This window comes from Paraprevotella clara YIT 11840, from assembly GCF_000233955.1.
Lineage (GTDB): Bacteria > Bacteroidota > Bacteroidia > Bacteroidales > Bacteroidaceae > Paraprevotella > Paraprevotella clara.
Map to the genome: position 1 here is coordinate 124,284 of NZ_JH376616.1, position 21,978 is coordinate 146,261.

At 47.2% G+C, this 21,978-nt stretch carries 16 protein-coding genes; 6 read left to right on the top strand and 10 right to left on the bottom strand.

The genetic code is table 11. The features are described from left to right. Positions 1-41: 41 nt before the first annotated feature. The 9 genes from HMPREF9441_RS12135 to kdpF form a co-directional block, all read right to left on the bottom strand. Entirely contained in the window at positions 42-1,505 is a 1,464-nt protein-coding gene (locus HMPREF9441_RS12135; RefSeq protein WP_172604747.1) for an ATP-binding protein, read from the bottom strand. Positions 1,506-1,535: 30 nt separating this feature from the next. Then, a complete protein-coding gene (locus HMPREF9441_RS12140) occupies positions 1,536-2,669 on the bottom strand; it encodes a sensor protein KdpD (protein ID WP_008621584.1) in 1,134 nt (377 codons plus the stop codon). Positions 2,670-2,678: 9 nt separating this feature from the next. After that, on the bottom strand, positions 2,679-4,463 hold the full coding sequence (locus tag HMPREF9441_RS12145; RefSeq protein WP_008621586.1) for a glycoside hydrolase family 15 protein: 1,785 nt from the start codon (positions 4,461-4,463) through the stop codon (positions 2,679-2,681). A gap of 7 nt (positions 4,464-4,470) precedes the next feature. Further along, positions 4,471-6,729, bottom strand: coding sequence for a bifunctional alpha,alpha-trehalose-phosphate synthase (UDP-forming)/trehalose-phosphatase (locus HMPREF9441_RS12150; RefSeq protein WP_008621588.1), 2,259 nt, complete (start codon positions 6,727-6,729; stop codon positions 4,471-4,473). Between the two features lie 162 nt (positions 6,730-6,891). Continuing rightward, positions 6,892-7,641: a TorF family putative porin gene (locus tag HMPREF9441_RS12155; RefSeq protein WP_008621592.1), complete on the bottom strand. Its 750-nt coding sequence runs from the start codon at positions 7,639-7,641 to the stop codon at positions 6,892-6,894. A 223-nt stretch (positions 7,642-7,864) separates the two neighbouring features. Then, a complete protein-coding gene (locus HMPREF9441_RS12160) occupies positions 7,865-8,440 on the bottom strand; it encodes a K(+)-transporting ATPase subunit C (RefSeq protein ID WP_008621595.1) in 576 nt (191 codons plus the stop codon). A gap of 19 nt (positions 8,441-8,459) precedes the next feature. Beyond that, on the bottom strand, positions 8,460-10,493 hold the full coding sequence (gene kdpB / locus HMPREF9441_RS12165; RefSeq protein WP_008621597.1) for a potassium-transporting ATPase subunit KdpB: 2,034 nt from the start codon (positions 10,491-10,493) through the stop codon (positions 8,460-8,462). 26 nt (positions 10,494-10,519) lie between these two features. Continuing rightward, the gene (gene kdpA / locus HMPREF9441_RS12170) at positions 10,520-12,226 is read right to left on the bottom strand and encodes a potassium-transporting ATPase subunit KdpA (protein ID WP_008621599.1); all 1,707 of its coding nucleotides are present in this window, start codon (positions 12,224-12,226) and stop codon (positions 10,520-10,522) included. Positions 12,227-12,253: 27 nt separating this feature from the next. Beyond that, entirely contained in the window at positions 12,254-12,334 is an 81-nt protein-coding gene (kdpF, locus tag HMPREF9441_RS19230) for a K(+)-transporting ATPase subunit F (RefSeq protein ID WP_087943207.1), read from the bottom strand. Positions 12,335-12,963: 629 nt separating this feature from the next. Here kdpF and HMPREF9441_RS12175 point away from each other — a divergent pair. Then, a complete protein-coding gene (locus HMPREF9441_RS12175) occupies positions 12,964-14,334 on the top strand; it encodes an aspartate kinase (protein WP_008621602.1) in 1,371 nt (456 codons plus the stop codon). A 358-nt stretch (positions 14,335-14,692) separates the two neighbouring features. On the opposite strand, the gene HMPREF9441_RS12180 is transcribed toward HMPREF9441_RS12175, so the two are convergent. Next, positions 14,693-16,039, bottom strand: coding sequence for a sigma-54-dependent transcriptional regulator (locus tag HMPREF9441_RS12180; RefSeq protein WP_172634958.1), 1,347 nt, complete (start codon positions 16,037-16,039; stop codon positions 14,693-14,695). 219 nt (positions 16,040-16,258) lie between these two features. On the opposite strand from HMPREF9441_RS12180, the gene HMPREF9441_RS12185 reads away from it, so the two are divergent. The 5 genes from HMPREF9441_RS12185 to HMPREF9441_RS12205 all read left to right on the top strand — a co-directional run bounded on the left by HMPREF9441_RS12185 (position 16,259) and on the right by HMPREF9441_RS12205 (position 21,971). Further along, on the top strand, positions 16,259-16,876 hold the full coding sequence (locus HMPREF9441_RS12185) for a TetR/AcrR family transcriptional regulator (RefSeq protein WP_008621605.1): 618 nt from the start codon (positions 16,259-16,261) through the stop codon (positions 16,874-16,876). 86 nt (positions 16,877-16,962) lie between these two features. After that, positions 16,963-17,781: a class I SAM-dependent methyltransferase gene (locus tag HMPREF9441_RS12190; protein ID WP_008621606.1), complete on the top strand. Its 819-nt coding sequence runs from the start codon at positions 16,963-16,965 to the stop codon at positions 17,779-17,781. Between the two features lie 47 nt (positions 17,782-17,828). After that, entirely contained in the window at positions 17,829-18,476 is a 648-nt protein-coding gene (locus tag HMPREF9441_RS12195; protein ID WP_008621607.1) for a class I SAM-dependent methyltransferase, read from the top strand. Continuing rightward, positions 18,473-20,245: an ABC transporter ATP-binding protein gene (locus HMPREF9441_RS12200; RefSeq protein ID WP_008621608.1), complete on the top strand. Its 1,773-nt coding sequence runs from the start codon at positions 18,473-18,475 to the stop codon at positions 20,243-20,245. The genes HMPREF9441_RS12195 and HMPREF9441_RS12200 overlap by 4 nt, the downstream gene beginning before the upstream one ends. Further along, on the top strand, positions 20,238-21,971 hold the full coding sequence (locus tag HMPREF9441_RS12205) for an ABC transporter ATP-binding protein (RefSeq protein WP_008621609.1): 1,734 nt from the start codon (positions 20,238-20,240) through the stop codon (positions 21,969-21,971). The genes HMPREF9441_RS12200 and HMPREF9441_RS12205 overlap by 8 nt, the downstream gene beginning before the upstream one ends. The last annotated feature ends 7 nt before the right edge of the window (positions 21,972-21,978 follow it).

Below are 21,978 nucleotides of genomic sequence, written 5' to 3' on the forward strand. Positions count from 1 at the left end.
CGTTTTTTGAAAGAAGGATGCCACTCCTACATATTCTTTCCTCAGCAAGGCAAAACCATGGTAAAGACACTGCCTTTTCCCAATTCGCTGTCTACCGTCAGTGTTCCTCCGTGAGCTTCCACAAAGTCCCGGGAAATGGACAAACCCAATCCGGTTCCCTGCACTTTCGTACCCGGCACACGGAAATAATGCTCGAAAATACTTTCGTGGTAACGCGGGTCTATGCCCTTTCCGAAATCTTGTACAAACATGGCAATATGGTTGTCGTCCTGTTGGCGTGCCCCGATGACCACACGACCGGCCTCGGACGAATAACGGACGGCATTGCTCAACAGGTTGGTCAACACCCAAGCTATTTTCTCGCTGTCGACAAAGAGCTTCCCGATTTTCTCCGGATAGTCCACTTCCACTTGTATTCCGAATTTCTCAGCCTGTACGCGATTGGCCTTGATAGCATAGTCAATCAATTCGATGGGCTTGGTAATCTTCGGTTTCAGTTGCAGTTTTCCACTCTCCACCTGCGTCATATTGAGCAACTCGCCCGTGATACTGAGCAGCCGCTCACTGTTCTCTTTAATGCTTCTCGAAAGTTCCTCCTGTTCGGGGTTCAGTCCTCCCACACGCTTGTCTTCCAGAAGTTGCAGACTCATCATAATGGCTGAAATCGGGGTTTTCAGCTCATGCGATACGGTGGATATGAAAGTCGTTTTGGCTGTGTCGAGTTCTTGGAACTCCGTCACGTTCTTCAACATGATTACATCTCCCCTCTTCTCCATCGTCACTCCGTCGTTGCCGCGCATCGTAATCTCCATATATTTCACTTGGAAATAGCTCTCCTTGTTGTCGGCGTAAATCTTCAACGACTCGCGTTTGGACTTCGGTGCCTCCTGTTCCTTCTTCTTATCTTCCCACATTCCGCAAATCAGACGACGCAGCAGGTCGTTGCGCATGGCTATCTCCTGAGCCGACTTCCGGATGACGTCCTCACGTTTCAAATTCAGTATGTTCAGCGCTTCATTGTTGATAAAAAGAATGATCTGCTCATTGTCCAGACCGACGATGGGTTCATTGATGGAATTGATGATGGTTTCCAGATAACGTTTGGAAGCCATGAGGTCCGAAATCGTACTGTTGTGATAATCTTTCAGCCGTTTGGCCATCCTATTGAAATTCTTCGACACCTCTTCCAGTTCCTTGTCGCCTCTCAGGTCCAACTTGGCATCATAATTATGATTGGCTATCTCAAGGATACCTTTCACTAAACTTTTAAAGGGAGAATTGATGGAGTTGGGAATTTTAAACAGAATCCACAAACCGATGCAAATACAAATGCCACCGATAATCATAATCCATGTCAATGCACGGTTCATTCCCGGCTCGGCTGCCGGGCTGTCCGGTTCGGTTGCTGTCAGTATTTGCAGATTCGTCACCGACAAAGACACCAACAAAACAATCATGGCCACCAAGACACCGATCGACACGGTGAGTTTGGTCTTAATGTTCATATCGAATTTCATATCTTTAAATGAGATTTATTATGCTACAATAATTAAGTCAATCCGCATCTCGGACAACTGTTGCAAGAAACGCTTGTACCGTCCGATTTTAAAAAACATTTCCGGCATCTCAAACGCAGGACGCCCCATACATACGGTTGTCACCTGATTCTCTTTGCAAAACTGCACGATAGCGTCGGTCACATTCGGTGAAGACATCTGTTCTACCTTTCCGCCCAACTCGGTTACCAACTGGAAATAATTCAGCAAATAACGTTGGGAAGAAAGCTTGATACGGTCCGGGCTTTCCTTGGGAGTCTGCACGTGCAAAGCGATAAAAGAAGTACTGTAACGCGTGGACAGCCGGTATGCCTTCCGTATGATATGCCTCGGCGTATGCTCATTGCTGCTCACGCAAGCCAGGATTTTCTCACGCCGCGTCTGGGCCGGCGCCAAAGGCGTCACCTCGCTTTCTACCTTGCGTTCCACCCTGAAAGCCACTTCTTTCAAAGCCAACTCACGCAACTGGAGAATATTCTCTGTCTTAAAGAAATTATTGAGGGCGGTCTGTATTTTCTCCTTTTTATAGATATTCCCGGCTTTCAGGCGCGTTATCAAGTCTTCGGCCGTCAGGTCGATGTTCACCACCTCATCGGCCTCCTGCAATACTTTGTCGGGCACCCTCTCCGCCACATTGATTCCCGTAATGCTCTTCACGTCCTCGCTCAAACTTTCGATATGCTGGATGTTCAAAGCCGAAACCACATTGATGCCGGCATCCAAGAGTTCCATCACGTCTTCCCAACGCTTCGTATTGCGAGAACCCTCCACATTCGTATGCGCCAATTCATCGACGATGACCAACTCGGGATGGACTTGCAGAATGGTCTCCAAATCCATCTCCTCGATTTCCTTTCCTTTATAAAAGACTTTCTTGCGGGGAATCACGGGCAAACCTTCGAGCATGGCCACCGTTCCGGGACGACCGTGAGTCTCCACATAACCGATTTGCACATCTATTCCGTTCTTCAACAAGTCATGTGCCTCCGACAACATCCTGTAAGTTTTGCCTACACCGGCTATCATTCCGATGTAAATCTTGAACTTACCCCGTCGGGAACGACGAATCAATTCCAGAAAGCGCTGCGCGTTACCGTTTTCGTTTTCTTCCATATACTTTTATTATTTAAGCTTCAACTGTTTACTCTCTTGTGAAAGTAAAATGGCCGTATTCACCAAAGCCAGATGGGAATAAGCCTGCGGGAAGTTTCCTAACAGTTCTTTCGTATCAAAGTTAATATCTTCACTGAACAATCCCAAATGATTACCATAGGTTAACACTTCTTCGAACAAACACCGGGCCTCCTCACGCTGCCCGATGACATACAAAGCCCGAATCAACCAGAAAGTGCAAATCGTAAAGGCCGAAGACGGCAAACCGAAATCGTCTTTACTGTTATAACGATACATCAATCCCTTGTGCATCAATGCCTCTTTCACGGCCCGTACCGTCTTATGGTAACGTACATCGTCCGCACTGATGAAACCGTATGGTTCCATCAACAACAAGGAAGAATCCAATGCCTGGTTTTCATAACATTGGGAGAAGCTTTGCAGTTCCTCTTTCCACCCGTGTGTGAAGACTTCCTCCTTGATCAGCGCAGCTTCGGCATTCCACTGCTCTCCATAACCATGTTTGTTCAGCAATACGGCTATTTTGGCCGCACGATCCAATGCCACCCAACACATGACTTTGGACGACACGAACTGCTGCGCTTCGCCCCGGATTTCCCAAATACCTTTATCCGGCTTGCGCCAATTCTCACAAACCGTCAAGGCGATACACTTCACCATCTCCCACATGTCTTCCACCTCGTCCAAGGTTCCGGGCATCAGACAATAGTACTGGTAAATCAGGTCCATCAGATAACCGAAAGAGTCATTCTGGCGCTGATGATAAGCATCGTTGCCTATGCGCACCGGTTTCGAATCTTTGTAACCAGCCAAATGGTCGAGTGTCAGCTCCGTCAGTTCCCTCTCGCCACGAATGCCATACATGATTTGGTAGTTGTGCGTCGTGATAAAAGTAGACTGGATGAACTTCATGAAACGACGGGCTGAATTGACATGGCCGATATTGAACAAGGTCTCGATGGCCATGGAAGCATCACGCAGCCAACAGAAACGGTAATCCCAATTTCTCACCTCCCCTACAGTCTCCGGCAGACTGGTGGTCACGGCCGCCATCACCGCCCCATTGCGGTAGGTCATGAGCTTCAATACAAGCATGCTTCGTTCGATTACCTCGTTATACCTTGTGTAACGCTTGGCATGGTCTGTCCAATTCAGCCAATACACCAAAGTGCGGCAATATTCCAGTTTCTCCCGTTCGATATCCACCGGAATGACCTTCTCATTGAAAGAAAACAGAAAAAACTCATCCTTTTCCAAGGTGATTTCATCATGATTCACAACTTTCTTCAAGTCCAATGACGAATACAAATATTGCCGGTCCTTATTCTCCACCGACGAATAAGTTTCGACGTATTGGGAGGTCACGTTATAAATAGTCTTTCCCCTCGCATAGTTGGGAGCCGGACGATAATCCACCTTCATACGGGGACGGCCTTTCGCCCAACGGATATACCTGTAAATCTCTGCCGGACGGTAGAAATCCTTTCCATCGGAGGTAGGATAGCAAGGCATGAAATCCACCACGTCGAAGGCTCCTTCTTCCGACTCGAAATGTGTAGACAGAATGTTGGTATGAGGCACGTACGATTGTGTAACCTTATAATCCGAAGTCACCTTAAAACCAAAATGGCCTCCTTTTTGCCTGTCCAATATGGCCGCAAATACGGAAGGAGAATCAAATTCCGGAAAACACAACCATTCAATAGCCCCTTTTTCCGATATGAGGGCGGCGGTCGAGCAATTCCCGATTACACCGTAGTTCAAATTTTGCATGATATGTCTATTTTCGTTTAATCAGTTTTTTCATCCAATGTAAAATCACACCTAAATCCTGACGGCCTTGTTTCCCGTTCGAGGAGATACGAAGAGGAGCCCCCGTGGCCAAAGCCTGCAACATCGGCAAAGCATCCGTTTGAGATTTCAGGTTATAACGGGCATCTTCCGACACCGTTCCGATTTTCACCGTAACGGCACTCTCCGGCAAGGCACGAAACATGTCATTGTCTGTCGTGTCGTCTCCCATAGCCAATATGAAATCATAATGCGCCTTACGCAACAATCGTTTTACTTCGGAGCCTTTCGTACAGTTAGACTGTTTGATTTCTACCACCTTGTTTCCCTGCAAGATTTGCAGACGATGTTGCAAACAAATGGAAACCAATGCCCGAACCAACTGGCGTGCCCTCAGTTCTCCCAACCAGGAATCTACCGCCCGGTAATGCCAAGCCAAAGCCGTCTCCTTTATTTCCAAACGCGATTTCGGGGTTTTATGCACAAACATGTTCAGAATAGACAGGATACTTTGGCTCCATTCCGGTTTGTAGCTGGTCTGATGCCATTCTCCGTTCTCTTTATAATAGGCCCCGTGTTCCGCGGCAAAAGAAACCGGCAGACCGCCTAACCACTTCTCTAATGTCTGATGGTCGCGACCGCTGTTGATAACCACATGATTGGCCGGATCGGAGGTCAAATCCTTAAGTACTTGTATTACCTCAGGGGTCGGCACGGCATCTTCCGGACGCTTTTGGAATCCCACCAACGTCCCGTCATAATCCAACAAAATGAGACGGCTCCGAGCCTGAGTATACAAAGCCTTTATCTGTTTCAGCAAATTCGTGGAAAGCAACTTCCCCGACAGGTATTGGTTTTTGTCTACCACGTTTTTCCATTCTTCCATGAAGTCGGCCGCCCATTTGTTGACGGTCTGGACGGAAAGTATGGCCTGCATCTTGCTGATACGTTTTGCTTGCTCCTCGTATGGCATTTGCAACGCCGTAAAAATGGCATCCGCAATCTGGTCCGTATCATTGGGATTAATCTGAATGGCATCGGCCAATTCCACGGCAGCACCCGCCATCTCACTCAATACCAATACCCCCGGATTGTTGACTTTCGTGGCGACATATTCTTTAGCCACAAGGTTCATACCGTCTCGTAACGGAGTAACCAAGGCCACGTCTGCCACGAAATACATGGCCGTAAGTTCTTCAAATGAAAAACCATGATAGAAATAACAGACCGGTGTCCAGTTGATGTCGGAGTAACGTCCGTTAATCCGTCCTATGGTCTCGTCTATCTTCGTTTTCAGCCCTGCATAGCTTTCCACATGGTCGCGAGAAGGCACAATGACCATAGCCAACGTCACCTTTCCTTGGTACTCTGGATGACGTTCGAGAAAAGTCTCAAACCCTTGCAAACGATGCAGGATGCCTTTGCTATAATCCAAACGGTCTACGGACAGCAACAACTTGTGGTTGCGGAAAAGAATACGTTTTTTCTCTATCTCGCTCCACACTTTCGGCGTGGCAGACGAATGATTGTATAATTCATAGTTTATGCCCATCGGCAGTGCGTTTACACGCACGATGCGGCTGTCCGTCTGGGCTTCGTCCAAATCGAACTTAATATGTAATACACGTTCTACGGCATTGATGAAATAGCGCATATAGTCGTGTGTGTGAAAACCTATAAAATCCGCTCCCATCAGACCGTTCAACAATTCCGCCCGCTCGGGCAATATACGGAATAATTCGTATGAGGGAAACGGAATGTGATGGAAATATCCGATGTGAAGATTGGGCATCCGCTTCCGTAACATGCCTGGAAGAAGCATAAGCTGATAATCCTGTATCCAAACCCAATCGCCGGAACCCACTTGCTTGCAAATCTCATCGCAAAACAGAGCATTCACTTTCTGGTAAGACTCCCAATACTCTTTCCGTACCGTAGTATGGGAAAAGAAATAATGGCACAAAGGCCAAATGGTACTATTGCTGTATCCTTCGTAGTAATCGTGATACTGTTCTTCCGACAAAAATATCGGATGAAAATCCATCGTCTCCAGATGCTGTCGGATTTCTATCTGCTGACGGGCATTATCGACACAAACTCCCGGCCAGCCGATCCAATGTTTCTCCATGGAAATCTGCAAGGAGTCGAGCCCCGTTGCCAAACCTCCTTCACTACGTACGAAAGTATAGCTGTCTTGCCGAGGCACAGCCTTTACAGGCAATCTGTTTGCAACGATATATAATTTCATCTTCAAATAAATTCCTAAATACGACTATTCACCATAAAACCTGGCAATAACGCGTCAGGTAATATCCAAACAAAGAAAAAGGTCAATGTCCATACTTGCCTTTATATATAAGAGAGAAAACTCAGGGCTCCGTGAGGAACCCTGAGAAAACTACGAATAGAATCAGAAGCCCAAGCTAAAACCAGCCAAAAGGTAGGTTCTGTCATGGACCGGGGCAACAAGAGCCTGTACGAAGACAGGTATTGCAAATTTATCCGTTACTTGGATATCTTTACTTGCTTTGATGGAAACATCCGTCACACCGGCTTTGTCGTTGTACATACCCTTCCAAGGAGTGAATCCTAAGGCCGGGGTTAATGTAATGTCGGCCGGTAATGAAACCGGATAAGAGAGGTTGACATAAGTAGAGAACTTGTTGTTGTCCGTAGGATCTTCGCCCAACACGAACTTATCTCCACCGGCAAACATCGTACTCCATGAAATGTTCAATGCAAATTTATCGAAAGTCTCACCGAAGTTATAAGCTAAAGTTCCTTCAAAATAATGAGCATCCTCATAGTACCCATAAGGCATGTCGGTTCCGCTCCACCAGTAATCCGATACGGTTACGGAGAAACCTTTGATGGCATATGACAAGTTGATGTCGAATTCCTTTGCGCCGCCACCATTGTCATTCACGCCCCATTTAGAAAGCGTCTGGCTTCCCCATGCATTCAAACTCAAGCCTTTGTAACCCAACGTCAAAGAAGGTTGAATAGAGAAACCTGAATTTTGGTCTATACCACGCCAGATATAATCGCTTACGAAATCAGCTTTTCCGCTGACAACGAAATCACCTGCGTTTGCCATGCCGGGCACTAACAGTGCCGCACCTAAAACCAATCCTACTTTTTTTAAACTTTTCATATTCATAAATCAATTAAAGTGTTGTGTTGTGTCGTTTTACTTTTCACTTGTTTTTTTAAAGAATGCCATCACCCTTGAAGCACGGGAATATCTCCAAAACCTCCAGACTCTGTCGCCATGGCAAAGGTAGTACGAGAGAAGCAGTTTATTCCTTCCGCCGACAAAGCTACCCGAATGTATTCTTCCATATCCGAACTTCATCAATGACGGCATTTCTTGTCTACTGTTATTATTTATTTGCTTCGTCTAAAGCCACATTCAGTTTCAGTACATTTACCTTTGCTGTTCCGAACATACCTAACAGAGGCTTCTCCACAGCTTGGTCTACTATAGCTTTCACTTCGTCTTCACTCATGCCACGAGCTTCAGCAACACGTTTTACCTGTACGTATGCACAAGCCGGAGTGATATTGGGATCCAGACCGGAACCGCTGGCCGTTACCATTTCAGCCGGCACTTCGTCACGGCTCAAATAAGGATGGTGTACAAGGAAGGAATCCACACGGGCCTCCACCTCTGCCAAATATTCCTCATTGGTAGGACCTTTGTTGGAACCGGCAGAACTTGTAGCATCGTAACCGTCACCAGCACTTGAAGGACGTCCCCAGAAGTAAACGTCTGACGTAAACATCTGTCCTACATTCGCAGCACCTACGACTTTACCGTTCAAGGTTACAGTCTCTGCATTGCCATTCTCGCCGCGGCCTGCAAACTGTGCGAATATCCACAATACCAGTATGTAAAATACCGAAAAGAAGATGCAGAACGCTATCGTTATACGAAATGATTTTATAAAGTTCTTCATTGTTTTGTCTGTTTATTGATTAAAAGAATAATCCTACGAATAAATCTATCAACTTAATGCCGACAAACGGAGCGATAAGACCGCCTACACCGTAAATCAACAAGTTGCGACGCAACAGCGCACTGGCACCTATAGGTTTGTAAGTCACACCACGCAAAGCCAACGGAATCAGGATAGGAATGATGATGGCGTTGAAGATGATAGCCGAAAGGATAGCACTTTCAGGACTGTGCAAGCCCATGATGTTCAACGGAGCCAATTGAGGAATCGTCAACATGAACAATGCCGGAATGATGGCAAAGTACTTAGCCACGTCATTGGCAATAGAGAATGTCGTCAACGTACCACGAGTCATCAACAGTTGCTTACCGATTTCCACGATTTCAATCAATTTGGTCGGGTCGTTGTCCAAGTCGACCATGTTACCGGCTTCCTTGGCTGCCTGAGTACCGCTGTTCATGGCCACACCCACGTTGGCTTGTGCCAATGCCGGAGCATCGTTCGTACCGTCACCCATCATAGCCACCAACTTACCGGCAGCCTGTTCTTTCTTGATGTAATTCATCTTGTCTTCCGGTTTGGCTTCAGCAATAAAGTCGTCCACACCGGCCTTCTCGGCAATATATTTGGCGGTCAACGGGTTGTCACCGGTTACCATTACCGTCTTCACACCCATCTTACGCAAACGCTCGAAACGTTCTTCGATACCCGGTTTGATAACATCTTGCAATTCGATGACACCGGCAACCTTCTTGTCGATACAAACCACCAACGGAGTACCACCGTTTGCCGAAATGGCTTGGATAATATCCTCCGTATCCTTCGGGAACTTGTTACCGGCCTCCATGGCAATACGACGGATAGCGTCGAAAGCACCCTTGCGGATTTCAGTACCGTCTTTCAAGTTGATACCAGAGCACTTCGTCTCGGCCGTAAACTTAATCATGTGTGCACCTTCGGTGTTCAGGGTACGCATACGTACACCCATTTCACGTCCCAATTCAATGATTGACTTACCTTCCGGCGTATCATCCGATACGGAAGACATCAAACAAGCTTCGATAAACGCATGCTTATCCATACCGGCAACCGGATAGAATTCCGTAGCCTTACGGTTACCGATTGTAATCGTACCGGTCTTGTCCAGCAACAACGTGTCGATGTCACCGGCCGTCTCCACAGCCTTACCGGATTTGGTAATCACGTTGGCACGCAAAGCACGGTCCATTCCGGCAATACCGATAGCAGAAAGCAGACCGCCGATAGTCGTAGGAATCAGGCAAACGAACAAAGAACAGAAAGCTGCAATGGTAATCACCGTATTGGAATAGTCGGCAAACGGTTTCAAGGTAATGCAGACAATCAAGAATACCAGAGTGAACACGGCCAACAATATCGTCAGGGCGATTTCATTCGGAGTCTTCTGGCGGCTTGCACCTTCTACCAAGGCAATCATCTTGTCCAAGAAGCTCTCGCCCGGCTGACTGGTCACAACGACTTTGATATGGTCGGAAAGTACCTTCGTACCACCGGTAACGGAACTCTTGTCGCCGCCTGCCTCACGGATTACCGGAGCAGATTCACCGGTAATGGCACTCTCGTCGATAGAAGCCAAACCTTCGATGATTTCACCGTCGGCCGGAATCACGTCGCCTGCCTCGCATTCAAACACATCACCTTTCTTCAACTGTGAACTGCTCACGGTCTTGATCTGTCCGTTCACGTTCAACTTGGCCGGAGTCTCTTCACGGGTCTTGCGCAAGCTGTCGGCCTGAGCCTTACCGCGGGCTTCGGCAATCGCCTCTGCGAAATTGGCAAACAGCAAAGTCACCAACAGGATGATGAAGACCAAAAGGTTGTATGCAAAGGAACCCTGTGAATCGTTCGTAGCCGAGAAGAGGGTCACGATAAACATGATCAGAGTAGAAATCTCTACGGTGAACATGACCGGGTTCTTCACCATTATCTTGGGATTCAGCTTGACAAAAGACTGTTTCAAGCTTTCCATTACCTGATCCCTTTGGAAGAGGGAAGTATTATTGTTAGTTTTCATACTTTATCTTATCCTTAAATAATCTTTTATAAACTGAAATGTTCTGCAATCGTACTCAATGCGTGAACCGGGAAGAATGACAAGGCTGCCACGATGAAGATTACAGCGAAAGTCATCACACTGAATGTAACGGTATCAGTCTTCAACGTACCTGCGCTTTCGGGAATATATTTCTTGCTTGCCAACAGACCGGCAATGGCCACCTGTCCTACGATAGGAATGAAACGGCTTAAAATCAAAACGATACCGCACGCATAGTTCCAGAACCAGGTGTTATCGCCCAACCCTTCAAAACCGGAACCGTTGTTTGCAGCCACTGAGGTGAACTCATACAACATCTCGCTCAAGCCGTGGAAGCCCGGGTTGTTCAACCATCCTCCTTCATTCTCCACGAAAGCCGGAGCATGTACATACAAGTAGGCTGCCAACGCCGTACCCACAAGGATAACGAAAGGATGAAGCAATGCCACAATAGAAGCCACCTTCATTTCACGTGCCTCGACCTTGTGGCAAAGGAATTCCGGCGTACGGCCGACCATCAGGCCGCTGATAAACACTGCGATGATAATAAAGGTGAAGTAGTTCATCCATCCTACACCGACACCGCCGAACCATGTATTGATCTGCATGTTCAACATCTCCATCAAACCGGAAATCGGCATGGTTGAATCGTGCATACCGTTTACAGAACCGTTAGAAGTTACCGTGGTAACGATGCTCCACAAAGCCGTGGCACCTGCGCCCAGACGCACTTCCTTGCCTTCCATGGCACCATTGTCCTGAGCGATACCCATGGCGTCGATACGCGGATTACCGTTCATCTCCTGATATACGTTGATACATACGCCCACCAAGAAAGCGAACAACATTACGCCATAAATGGAATAACCCAGTTTTTTACGCTTGATATAGAAACCGAATGCGAAAGCCATTGCCATCGGAAGAATCAGGATGGACCAGCATTCCGTCATGTTGGACAAATAAGTCGGGTTTTCCAACGGATGAGAAGAGTTACAACCGAAGTAACCACCACCGTTCGTACCTAACTGTTTGATAGGAACGATTGCAGCCGTAGGACCTTGTGAGACATTCTGCGTTGCACCTTCCATTGTGGTAATTTCCATCTTTCCGTCGAAGCCCATCGGAGTTCCCTGAGTAATCAAGATAAAGCCTACGATTAAGGAAAGAGGGAACAAAATACGGGTACAGCTCAATACCAAGTATTTCCAGAAGTTACCGATAGTCTTCGTAGTCTTTTCTCCCAACGCCTTCATGATACCGGCCATAGCAGCCATACCGGTTCCTGCTGTTACGAACTGGAATAACATGATGACGAACAACTGAGTCAAATAAGTCAATCCTGTCTCACCGCTATAGTGCTGCTCGTTACAGTTCACCATGAATGAAATACAAGTATTGAATGCCTGATGGGCTGTCTGTCCGGCGTTTCCATCCGGGTTTAACGGAAGATAACCTTGAAGCACCAACAAAAGCATACCCCAAATGAACCAAAAGAGGTTCACGATTAATAATGCACGCAAGAATTGTTTCCAATTCATCTCCTCTTCGGGGTTGATACCGGAGAAACGATAAATAGCCGTTTCTATCGGTTTCATAAAATCCAAGCACGTCTTTTTACCTTTATATACGTTAGCGATATACTTTCCGAGCGGATAGCTCAATACCACCAACAGTACAATCTGTGCAACTACACCTAAAATTTCTGTATTCATAATACTGCTAAATCAAAAAAATATTTTTTAGAACTTTTCCGGCTTGACGAGCACATACATCAAATAGCCGAACATCACTACACTGACAACAAATAACGCTGTGTACATAATACCTACTTTTTAAAAATTAAATCTTCTCAAACCAATCCACACATTTCCAGAACAACCAGAAACACAAAAAGCCGCTCACCAAGCAGGCCAAAAAACCAAATGAAAATAATTCCATAATACTTTTGTTTTTTAATTAATACTATAACTTATCGCCATACCATTAGACCAAAAGTATGCCAAAAAACATAGTTTATCCCCTACTATACTGTTTTACAAACACATAACGTCTTATCATGATTCTCTATACAGAGAAAACCTTCTTCCATTTTGAAAAAACACCTCTCCGATTTGAAAAAGGATAAACTCTCTTTATATTCATATACCTTATTATATATAAACCTCTCCCCACCTTCCACTTCCTCTCCCTACCGCTACTTATTCCTACCCACAGTGTCCCGCTCCGCTTTTCTCCCCCGTCTTTATGTTCCGGCACGGTGGTATCATATATGTATATGAAATAACAGTTATCAAACGAAAGAGCATGAAAAGATAAAAAAGAACTGATTTACAAAAGGTTGAATACATTCCGCAAAAAGTTTCACCCTTTCATTTTGGAAAAATCCCTTCCAATTTGAGAAAGAAAAAGAAGAATAAAACCAAAACAAGAAATTAATAAATAGAAAAATATGAAAATTTATAGTTTTGAAGCTATCACATCCATTGAAGATGTCCGGCAAATACCGTCGTACGTCCCTTTAGGAGAGCAGTCTATTCTCATCCCTCCGTCCTTTCCGTGGATTAAAGACAAACTCCAGGACATCGCCATTTCGCTGTACAATTTCGACTGGGAAAAGCTCCCGACCCTGATTGACGCGCTGAAAACAAAAACCTTCGAGTTCACATCTCAACTTACAGGTGCCACGGAGAACAGCCCTGCCACAATCTCGATTATAGAGAACCTCTTCCAATCCCTCCATTCGTTCGTCAACCGTCCGTTAAACCAAATCAAAGACAAAGAGCTTCTCTCTTTCACCGAACGCCTTTCAGGTCTCATCATCTATTCTTACTTTAAAACCCTGAAAGTGAATGTATCCCTCTTAGACCCTTCGCTTTTCGTATGTATCGGCAGCAATTCAAAGATAGACTCTGAAAAAAGCGCCGAATGCCTCCGGACACTCATACAGGACCAAGATGCAATCGTCAGCATTCTCCCCGCCCGCATCTGCAAGAACGGCCTCGAAGAGACGATACTGATGCCCGCAAAGCTCCATACGCTTTATGCGACCCACATGGCAACCTTGTTCCATGCCGAGGAACTTACATTTTATACCACGAAACAAATGTCTTCGGCTTCACCCGACGAAGACGTATGCAGTCAGTTCAAAGACTATACCATCACATATAACGAAGCCAAAAGCATCATCAATGCCGGCTTCAACCTGATTCCGAAAGCTTGTCTGGATTTAGCCGGACAACACGGAATCAACCTACGTATATCCAATTATTATAATCCCAATAAACAAACAATCACTATTACAAAAACATCAACCATGAACCAGATTAAAGCAGTTGTTACACGGAAAAATGCAGATTATTTACAGATCCATTCATCAGGAAACCTCATGCCGTTTCAGTTCCTGACCAAAGTGATGGCCGTCTGTGGGGACTTCAAGACTCCCATACACCTCATTTCCTCTTCCAGTGTCAATATCTCCATGGCCGTGGAACTGAGTTCCGAGACTTTCCACCAAATGGAAAACCAACTGTCCCAATTCGCTTCCGTCAGTGTGGAAAAAGACATTTCCGTCATCCATATCATCGGCCAGTTCGACCAAGAAAAGGAAAACATGGAAGTCAAAGTCATCGATCTGCTTAAAGACATCCCCATCCTGATGATTTCATACGGAAGCGACAACAACAGCGTGTCTGTTGTCGTGAGCAAAGACATGGGCGAAAAAGCACAGGCCATCTTGATGGACAATTTCGCCGGACAAGATTTCATGAAAAGAAACGTCGCTCCGCGCTTCCGCGAGGCTTATAGTGCCATGAGCATCTGACCCATCTCAATATAATCTGTAGAACTAAGCCCGAAGACGGCTGCCAGACCCAAGGAATGATAAAAAGTTCTTATAGTTTGGCACCGTCTTTTGATTCGTAAATCACCTTGCGCAGAACTGAAAATCATTCTCAGGAGAACGAAAAATCAATCTCTTGAGAATGATTTTCAGTTCTGCAGTGATTGATTTTACAAGATTTCCATCCTAAATCTCACATTCGCAGAGAAGTCTTTAATTCGCTGATATAAAAGATTTTAAACTCTATATCGCATGACATGAAAACGAATATTCCGACAGGTACGAAGTGCCGTTACGTCAACAATAAAGAAATAAGACAAAAAAAGAGGCGTGAAGCCTCTTAGATATTAATACCGTACTCTTCTATCTTCCGATAGAGGGTGGTCAATCCTATTTTCAGGAGCCGGGCCGCCTCGGCCTTATTCCCTTTCGTGTACTGTAATACACGTTGGATATGACGATGCTCCGCCTCCGCCAGTTCAAAATCGTCACCGTCGGCAGCCGAGCCGGATAAAGTGGACGACCTGAAATCAAGAGGCATGTCATCCAACGTGATGTAGTCGTCGCAGATAATCAACGCACGCTCTATCACGTTACGCAACTCACGTACGTTTCCCGGCCAGGCATACGACTGCATCCAAGCTTGGCAATCCGCCGCAAATCCCTTGACCTGTTTTCCCATTTTGGCGGCAAAAAACTTCAGGAAAGCTGCGGCCAGTTCCGGTATATCCTCCCTGCGCTCGCGTAAGGGCGGCAGATGGAGGTGGAAAACGGACAAGCGGAAATACAAATCTTCCCGGAAATTACTGTTCGCTATCTCTTCTTTCAAGTTGCGGTTGGTGGCCGACACGATACGCACGTCTATTTTCGTGGGTTTCGTATCCCCCACCTTTATATATTCCCCTGTTTCGAGCACGCGCAAGAGTTTGGCCTGCAAGCCGTACGCCATCTCCCCTATCTCGTCCAGAAATATCGTGCCGTGGTTGGCCTCTTCAAACAGTCCTTTCTTGTCCTTCAAAGCCCCGGTGAAAGCCCCGGCCTTATGCCCGAATATCTCGCTTTCCAACAATTCTTTGCTGAAAGCGGAACAGTTGATGGCCACGAACGGCTGCTTGGCACGCGCGCTTCCGTTATGAATGGCCTGTGCGAATACCTCTTTTCCCGTCCCCGTCTCGCCCGTAAGCAGCACCGGCACGTCTGTCACGGCCACTTTGCGAGCCAACTGTATCACTTGCTGCAAACCTCGCGAATGTCCCAAGACAGTGTCGAAGGCCGATTCACGAACCGGCACGACAGTGCTCCCCGAAGGCTGCGCCGGCCGGCTGTTGATTTTCTCCATGGCACGGCTGATTATCGGTATGATCTTATTGTTGTCATCCCCTTTGGTAATGTAGTCGAATGCGCCGTTTTTGATAGCCTGTACCCCGTCCGGGATATTTCCGTGAGCCGTCAGGAGGATGACCTCTGTTTCGGGTTGCAGTTCTTTTATCTCCTTTACCATCTCCACCCCGTTGCCATCGGGCAAAAACACATCGCACAATACCAGTTGCGGCGTTTTGGCCGTGAGCAGCTTCAGGCCCGAGGCACGATCGGCCGCCTGGAACACCTCATAACCTTCCAGTTCCATCATGCGTGCCAGCAATTTCCGTATGATGGGTTCGTCATCTATAATCAGTATCGTATTCATCATCTCACAAGGACGTAAATAAAATTAAACAGGGGGTATTCATCTTCGCTTTACGGAAACAAAAGTACAAAAAAATATCGGTTAAATCACCATTCGATAGGAAATTAGCGTCGTTCACGGCCCGCCCGGACACCACAGGAAGAAGGGCGGCGGTAAAATCGTCTTTTTTAGGTATTGCACCGACTGATAATCCATCCTAATTTTGTACGACAAACAGACATGCCTATGCAAACGGTAAAAGACCATATCAAAAGCGACATTCTGCAATCGGCGGCCACCTTGTTTCTGGAAAAAGGTTACCTGAAGGTGCCGATGCGGGAAATCGCGCACAAATCGGGGGTAGGATTGAGCAATATATACAATTACTTTTCTTGCAAGGACGACATCTTTGTCCAAATCGTGACTCCGGCCGTGCGCACTTTCGAGAATATGCTGGACGAGCATCACGGGCGGCGCGGAACCGACATCATGGCCATGTGCGACAGGGATTACTTCAAATATATGGTAGCCGAATACACTTCGTTCATCCATCGGCATCGCGACTTACTGCTGCTGCTGCTTTTCCGCTCGCAAGGCTCTTCCTTGGAAAACTACAAAGAAGAGTTTGCACGGAAGTCGACGGCACTGGTCAAAGAATATTTCACACTCATGAAACATAAGCATCCGCAACTGGAGACCGACATTTCGGACTTTTCCATACGTATGCATACGGTGTGGATGTTTGCCTTGTTTGAAGAACTTCTCATGCGGCGGGTCAAACCGGATGAGATAGAAAAGGTCGTCACCGAATATATGACCATCGAGGTGGCCGGATGGAGGGAACTTATGAAAATATAAGTTCCCTCTTTTTTTGAACAAATCGGAATAGCGTTCGTTTTTGAACTGCTTCCCGCGAAAGTCTGACTGTTAATAAAAATAAGATTATGAAACAAAAGTATGAATTTAAAAATGTAGTGGCCGAAACGCTGCTGATTCCGCTCTACATGCGGGCCAAGGAAAGCCGGAGAAAAGGAGATGCCATATTGAAAGACACGATGGCAGAACAACTGGTGGACAGCATCGAATATGACTATTCCCAATTCGACGGAGCCAAAATGAGTGAAGTAGGATGTGTCGTACGCGGCAAGTACTTCGACGATGCCATCCGGCACTTCATCCTAAGCCACTCCCACCCTGTCGTGGTCAACGTCGGGTGTGGCCTGGATACCCGCTACCAACGCATCGGCAACGACCAAGTGGCCGTCTTCTACGAACTGGACTTGCCGGAAGTCATCGACTTACGCCGAAAACTGATTCCGGAAACCGGCGAAGACCATTACATCGCTGCGTCGCTCCTTGAAACCGGATGGATGGACGCACTGAAAAAACAACACCCCGAGGGGCAGTTCATCTTCGTGGTGGAAGGCGTACTGATGTATTTCTACGAGGAACAGGTAAAAACGGTTTTGAAGCATATCGCCGAACGCTTCAGCGGAGGCGAATTATGGTTTGACGTTTGTGGTAAGATGATGGTAAAATCCGGAGCAAAACCGGACTCCTTGCGGAAATCGGCAGCCGAAATCCGTTCCGGCATCAGCGACGGGCACGAAGTAGAGAGCTGGGTGCCCGCACTGGAACTGATAGAACAAGCCTGCTACCAGAAATTTTTCACCGAACGCTGGGGAACCGTCATGCGTCTTTTCGCCCGTTTTCCGCGTTTCAGTTGCAAGTTCAGTTCCTTATTGGGCTACAGAATCAAGTAAGCTTTTACACATCTACGTATTACGTATTATAATCAATCCATCATACAATGAAAAAGAGTTTTATCAACCGCATCCTGCAAAACACCCGTAAGCCTCAAGGCTTCTGGGGACGGATGATTCTAAGGAGCATGAACACAGGCCATGCTCCGTTGGCGGCATGGGCGTTTACACATTTGGACTGGTGCCCCGATTGGAAAGTGCTCGACATCGGCTGCGGAGGAGGAGCCAACATCGCCCACATGCTGAAAAGATGTCCGCAAGGACAAGTTTACGGTGTGGATATCTCTCCGGAAAGCGTGGCTTTCGCCCGGCAAAAAAACAAGGCTTTTCTGGATGAACGTTGTTTCATCCTCCAAGGTACGGCCTCGGACCTGCCTTTTAAAGGAGACACATTCGATGTCGCCACGGCCTTTGAAACCCTATATTTTTGGGAAGATCCGGACAAGGCTTTCTGCGAAATACTTCGCATTCTGAAACCGGGAGGCATTTTTCTGATTGCCTGCGAAGCCAGCAACCCTCACAACACGACTTGGACCGACCGCATCGAAGGGATGTCCGTATATACCGCCGAAGAGATTAAACACAAGCTCGAAAATTGTGGGTTTGTCCACGTCCGCACTGACAAGATGAAAAAAGAAAATATCTGTGTCACGGCACAAAAAACAAAAGAACCGACTCAATACTCAAACCTATGAATACATTACGAAAACTCCAACATTATATGGGAAACCGGAAAGCTTTGCTACCGCTTTCCATGTGTATCTCGGCAGTAAGCGAAGTGACAGGGATGCTCACTTATGTCTTTATCTGGCTGATCGTGAAAGGATTTTTTGACACACACGGCAACAGGATTCCCGCCGAAACCATACCATACGCCGGGTGGGCGGCAGGCCTGGCTGTCGGAAGTGTCGTCTTATACTACTTGGCATTGATGTGCTCCCATCTGGCGGCGTTCCGGGTGGAATCCAACTTGCGGAAAGCAGCCATGAGACAAATCGTCCGCATGCCCTTAGGATTCTTCGACCTCAATACCAGCGGCAAGATTCGTAAGGTCATCGACGACAATGCCGGTATCACCCACTCGTTTTTGGCCCACCAGATGCCCGACCTGGCCGGTTCCGTCCTGGTACCGCTGACGGCCGTCATCCTGATTTTCGCGTTCGATTGGAAACTGGGGCTCGTCTGTATCATTCCGGTAGCCGTAGCCATGTTCCTGATGGGACACCTCATGAACACGCAAGGACAGGCCTTCATGCGTGCCTACATGACTTCACTGGAAGAAATGAATACGGAAGCCGTAGAATATGTCAGGGGCATACCGGTCATCAAGGTATTCCAACAGACCATCTACTCTTTCAAGAACTTCCATAAAAGTATCATGGCCTACAATCAAATGGCTTCTTCCTATACCGGACTGTGGGAAAAACCGATGTCGTGCTATACGATTATCATCAACAGTTTCGTCTTTTTCCTCGCTCCCACCGTCATTCTCATCGTAAGCCACGATGGCGACTATGCTTCTGCCCTGCTCAACTTCTTCCTGTTCGTACTCATTACTCCGCTTTTCTCGCAAAGCATCATGAAAAGCATGCATCTCAGCGAAGCTTTAGGACAGGCCGGAGAAGCAATCGGACGTTTGGAACGACTGCTCGAATACAAGCCGTTGTCCTGGCCGGAAAAACCGGAGAAGCCGACAGCTTTTGATGTTTGCTACGACCACGTGAGTTTCAGTTATCCCGGTGCCACGCAGAAAGCCGTAGACGGAATAAGCTTTTCCATCCCCCAAGGAAAGAAAGTGGCCCTTGTCGGCGCTTCGGGAGGCGGTAAAACAACTATTGCCAGACTGCTGCCCCGTTTTTGGGATGCCGACGAAGGAGAAATCCGGATTGGCCACGTCAATATCAAGCATATCGCACCGGAGGACCTCATGCAGCACGTGTCATTCGTCTTTCAGAACCCTCATCTTCTGAAAACGACGCTACGCGAGAATCTGAAATACGGAAACCCGAAAGCCAGAGAGGAGGAAATCAATCGGGCACTCAACCTTGCGCAATGCAGGGAAATCATAGACCGTCTGCCGGAGGGACTGAATACGAAAATCGGAGCGGAAGGAACGTATCTGTCCGGAGGGGAACGGCAAAGAATCGCCTTGGCACGGGCCATCCTGAAAAATGCCCCCATCATCGTACTTGACGAAGCCACGGCATACGCCGATCCGGAAAACGAGCACCTCATCCAACAAGCGCTGAGGGAGCTGACTGCCGGGAAAACCGTGCTGACCATCGCCCATCGGCTATCGAGCATTACCGATGCCGACCGTATTCTGGTAATCGACAAAGGACGAATCGTCGAGCAAGGTACACACGAGGAACTATTAAAACAAAACGGCATATACAAAACCATGTGGAATGAATATCAGCAATCTGTCAGTTGGACCATCGGAAAGGAGGTTCACCATGCTTAGTCAAATAAGAAACCGTTTCGCCCTTTCGGAAAAAGGTGCCAAGGATTTTTGTAAGGGAGTGTTCTGGACCGTATGGCTGGATGTCGCACTGATGTTGCCCGCCGTATATGTGTTCCTATACCTGCAAGACTGGATTCGTCCCGTCTTCAACCCCGAGGCCACAATAGCACATGGGATATGTTACTACGGACTACTCGGAATCGCATTCATGGCTGTCATGTATGTGATTGCCGTCTTCCAGTACCGAAGCACCTACACTTGCGTTTACGACGAAAGTGCCAACCGGCGTATCTCACTGACCGAAAAGCTACGGAAACTTCCGCTCGCATTCTTCGGAGAAAAGAACCTGTCCGACTTGACTGCCACCATCATGGACGATTGTACGGAACTGGAACACACTTTTTCGCATGCCGTACCGCAACTCATTGCGTCTCTGCTCAGCATCCTGTTGATTACGATAGGCATGGCATTCTACGACTGGGCACTTACACTCGCTTTGTTTTGGGTGGTCCCCATTTCCTTGGCCGTCATCGTCCTCTCCAAAAGAAAACTGCACAAGCAGAACCGAACTAACTACCTGAACAAAAGGGAAGTGACCGAACAAATACAGGAAGGACTGGACACGATTCAGGAAATCAAGTCCTATCACCAGGAAGCGGCTTACTTGAACGGATTGGACGAGAAAATCGATAAATACGAGCACCAACTGACACGAAGCGAATTACTGATGGGTATTGCCGTCAACGGATCTCAAAGCATCTTGAAGCTCGGATTGGCAAGTGTCATCATTGTCGGAGCCTCTTTGGTAGCCTCTGGTCAAACGGAGCTTTTCACGTATTTGATATTCATGGTTATCGGCTCACGTATTTACACTCCTATCAATGAAGTGCTGAACAATCTGGCGGCGTTATTCTACCTTGATGTCCGTATAGACAGGATGAAAGAAATGGAAGCCATGCCGGTCCAACACGGAGAGAAATCGTTCAATCCCAACGGATATGACATCCGGTTCGACCATGTAAGTTTCTCTTATGAAAAGGGAAAGCAAGTCCTGGACAACGTATCTTTTACTGCCCGACAAGGAGAAATCACGGCCTTAGTCGGTCCCTCGGGAAGCGGAAAGAGTACGGCAGCCAAATTAGTGGCTCGTTTTTGGGATGCCACGGCCGGACATATCACACTCGGCGGAACAGACATCAGTGGGATTGAACCGGAAAGTCTGCTAAAATGCTTCTCCATCGTTTTTCAGGACGTAACCCTATTTAATACATCCGTCATGGAGAATATCAGAATCGGAAAACGGGAAGCGACTGACGAAGAAGTGAGGCGCGTGGCACGTCTGGCCCGATGTGACGAGTTTGTCCTTAAAATGCCTCAAGGATACCAAACCGTTATCGGGGAAAACGGAGAAACCTTATCGGGCGGAGAACGTCAGCGCATATCCATCGCACGGGCGTTATTGAAAGACGCTCCCATCGTGTTGCTGGACGAAGCCACAGCCTCGCTCGACGTAGAGAACGAGACAAAAATCCAGGCTGGTATCTCGGAACTAATCAAACATAAAACGGTACTGATTATCGCACACCGCATGCGTACTATCGCACACGCAGATAAAATAGTAGTACTGAAAGACGGGCATGTCGCAGAAACCGGAAATCCGGAGGAACTGAAAAAACAAAACGGACTGTTCTGTCAAATGATGAAAAGACAAGTGGTACGTGCCTAAAAACAAG

What these genes read in the sequence shown, in the direction of transcription:
- HMPREF9441_RS12135 (WP_172604747.1), bottom strand. Translation starts at nt 1,505, where the DNA reads ATGAACATTAAGACCAAACTCACCGTGTCGATCGGTGTCTTGGTGGCC.
- HMPREF9441_RS12140 (WP_008621584.1), bottom strand. Translation starts at nt 2,669, where the DNA reads ATGGAAGAAAACGAAAACGGTAACGCGCAGCGCTTTCTGGAATTGATT.
- HMPREF9441_RS12145 (WP_008621586.1), bottom strand. Translation starts at nt 4,463, where the DNA reads ATGCAAAATTTGAACTACGGTGTAATCGGGAATTGCTCGACCGCCGCC.
- HMPREF9441_RS12150 (WP_008621588.1), bottom strand. Translation starts at nt 6,729, where the DNA reads ATGAAATTATATATCGTTGCAAACAGATTGCCTGTAAAGGCTGTGCCT.
- HMPREF9441_RS12155 (WP_008621592.1), bottom strand. Translation starts at nt 7,641, where the DNA reads ATGAATATGAAAAGTTTAAAAAAAGTAGGATTGGTTTTAGGTGCGGCA.
- HMPREF9441_RS12160 (WP_008621595.1), bottom strand. Translation starts at nt 8,440, where the DNA reads ATGAAGAACTTTATAAAATCATTTCGTATAACGATAGCGTTCTGCATC.
- kdpB (WP_008621597.1), bottom strand. Translation starts at nt 10,493, where the DNA reads ATGAAAACTAACAATAATACTTCCCTCTTCCAAAGGGATCAGGTAATG.
- kdpA (WP_008621599.1), bottom strand. Translation starts at nt 12,226, where the DNA reads ATGAATACAGAAATTTTAGGTGTAGTTGCACAGATTGTACTGTTGGTG.
- kdpF (WP_087943207.1), bottom strand. Translation starts at nt 12,334, where the DNA reads ATGTACACAGCGTTATTTGTTGTCAGTGTAGTGATGTTCGGCTATTTG.
- HMPREF9441_RS12175 (WP_008621602.1), top strand. Translation starts at nt 12,964, where the DNA reads ATGAAAATTTATAGTTTTGAAGCTATCACATCCATTGAAGATGTCCGG.
- HMPREF9441_RS12180 (WP_172634958.1), bottom strand. Translation starts at nt 16,039, where the DNA reads ATGAATACGATACTGATTATAGATGACGAACCCATCATACGGAAATTG.
- HMPREF9441_RS12185 (WP_008621605.1), top strand. Translation starts at nt 16,259, where the DNA reads ATGCCTATGCAAACGGTAAAAGACCATATCAAAAGCGACATTCTGCAA.
- HMPREF9441_RS12190 (WP_008621606.1), top strand. Translation starts at nt 16,963, where the DNA reads ATGAAACAAAAGTATGAATTTAAAAATGTAGTGGCCGAAACGCTGCTG.
- HMPREF9441_RS12195 (WP_008621607.1), top strand. Translation starts at nt 17,829, where the DNA reads ATGAAAAAGAGTTTTATCAACCGCATCCTGCAAAACACCCGTAAGCCT.
- HMPREF9441_RS12200 (WP_008621608.1), top strand. Translation starts at nt 18,473, where the DNA reads ATGAATACATTACGAAAACTCCAACATTATATGGGAAACCGGAAAGCT.
- HMPREF9441_RS12205 (WP_008621609.1), top strand. Translation starts at nt 20,238, where the DNA reads ATGCTTAGTCAAATAAGAAACCGTTTCGCCCTTTCGGAAAAAGGTGCC.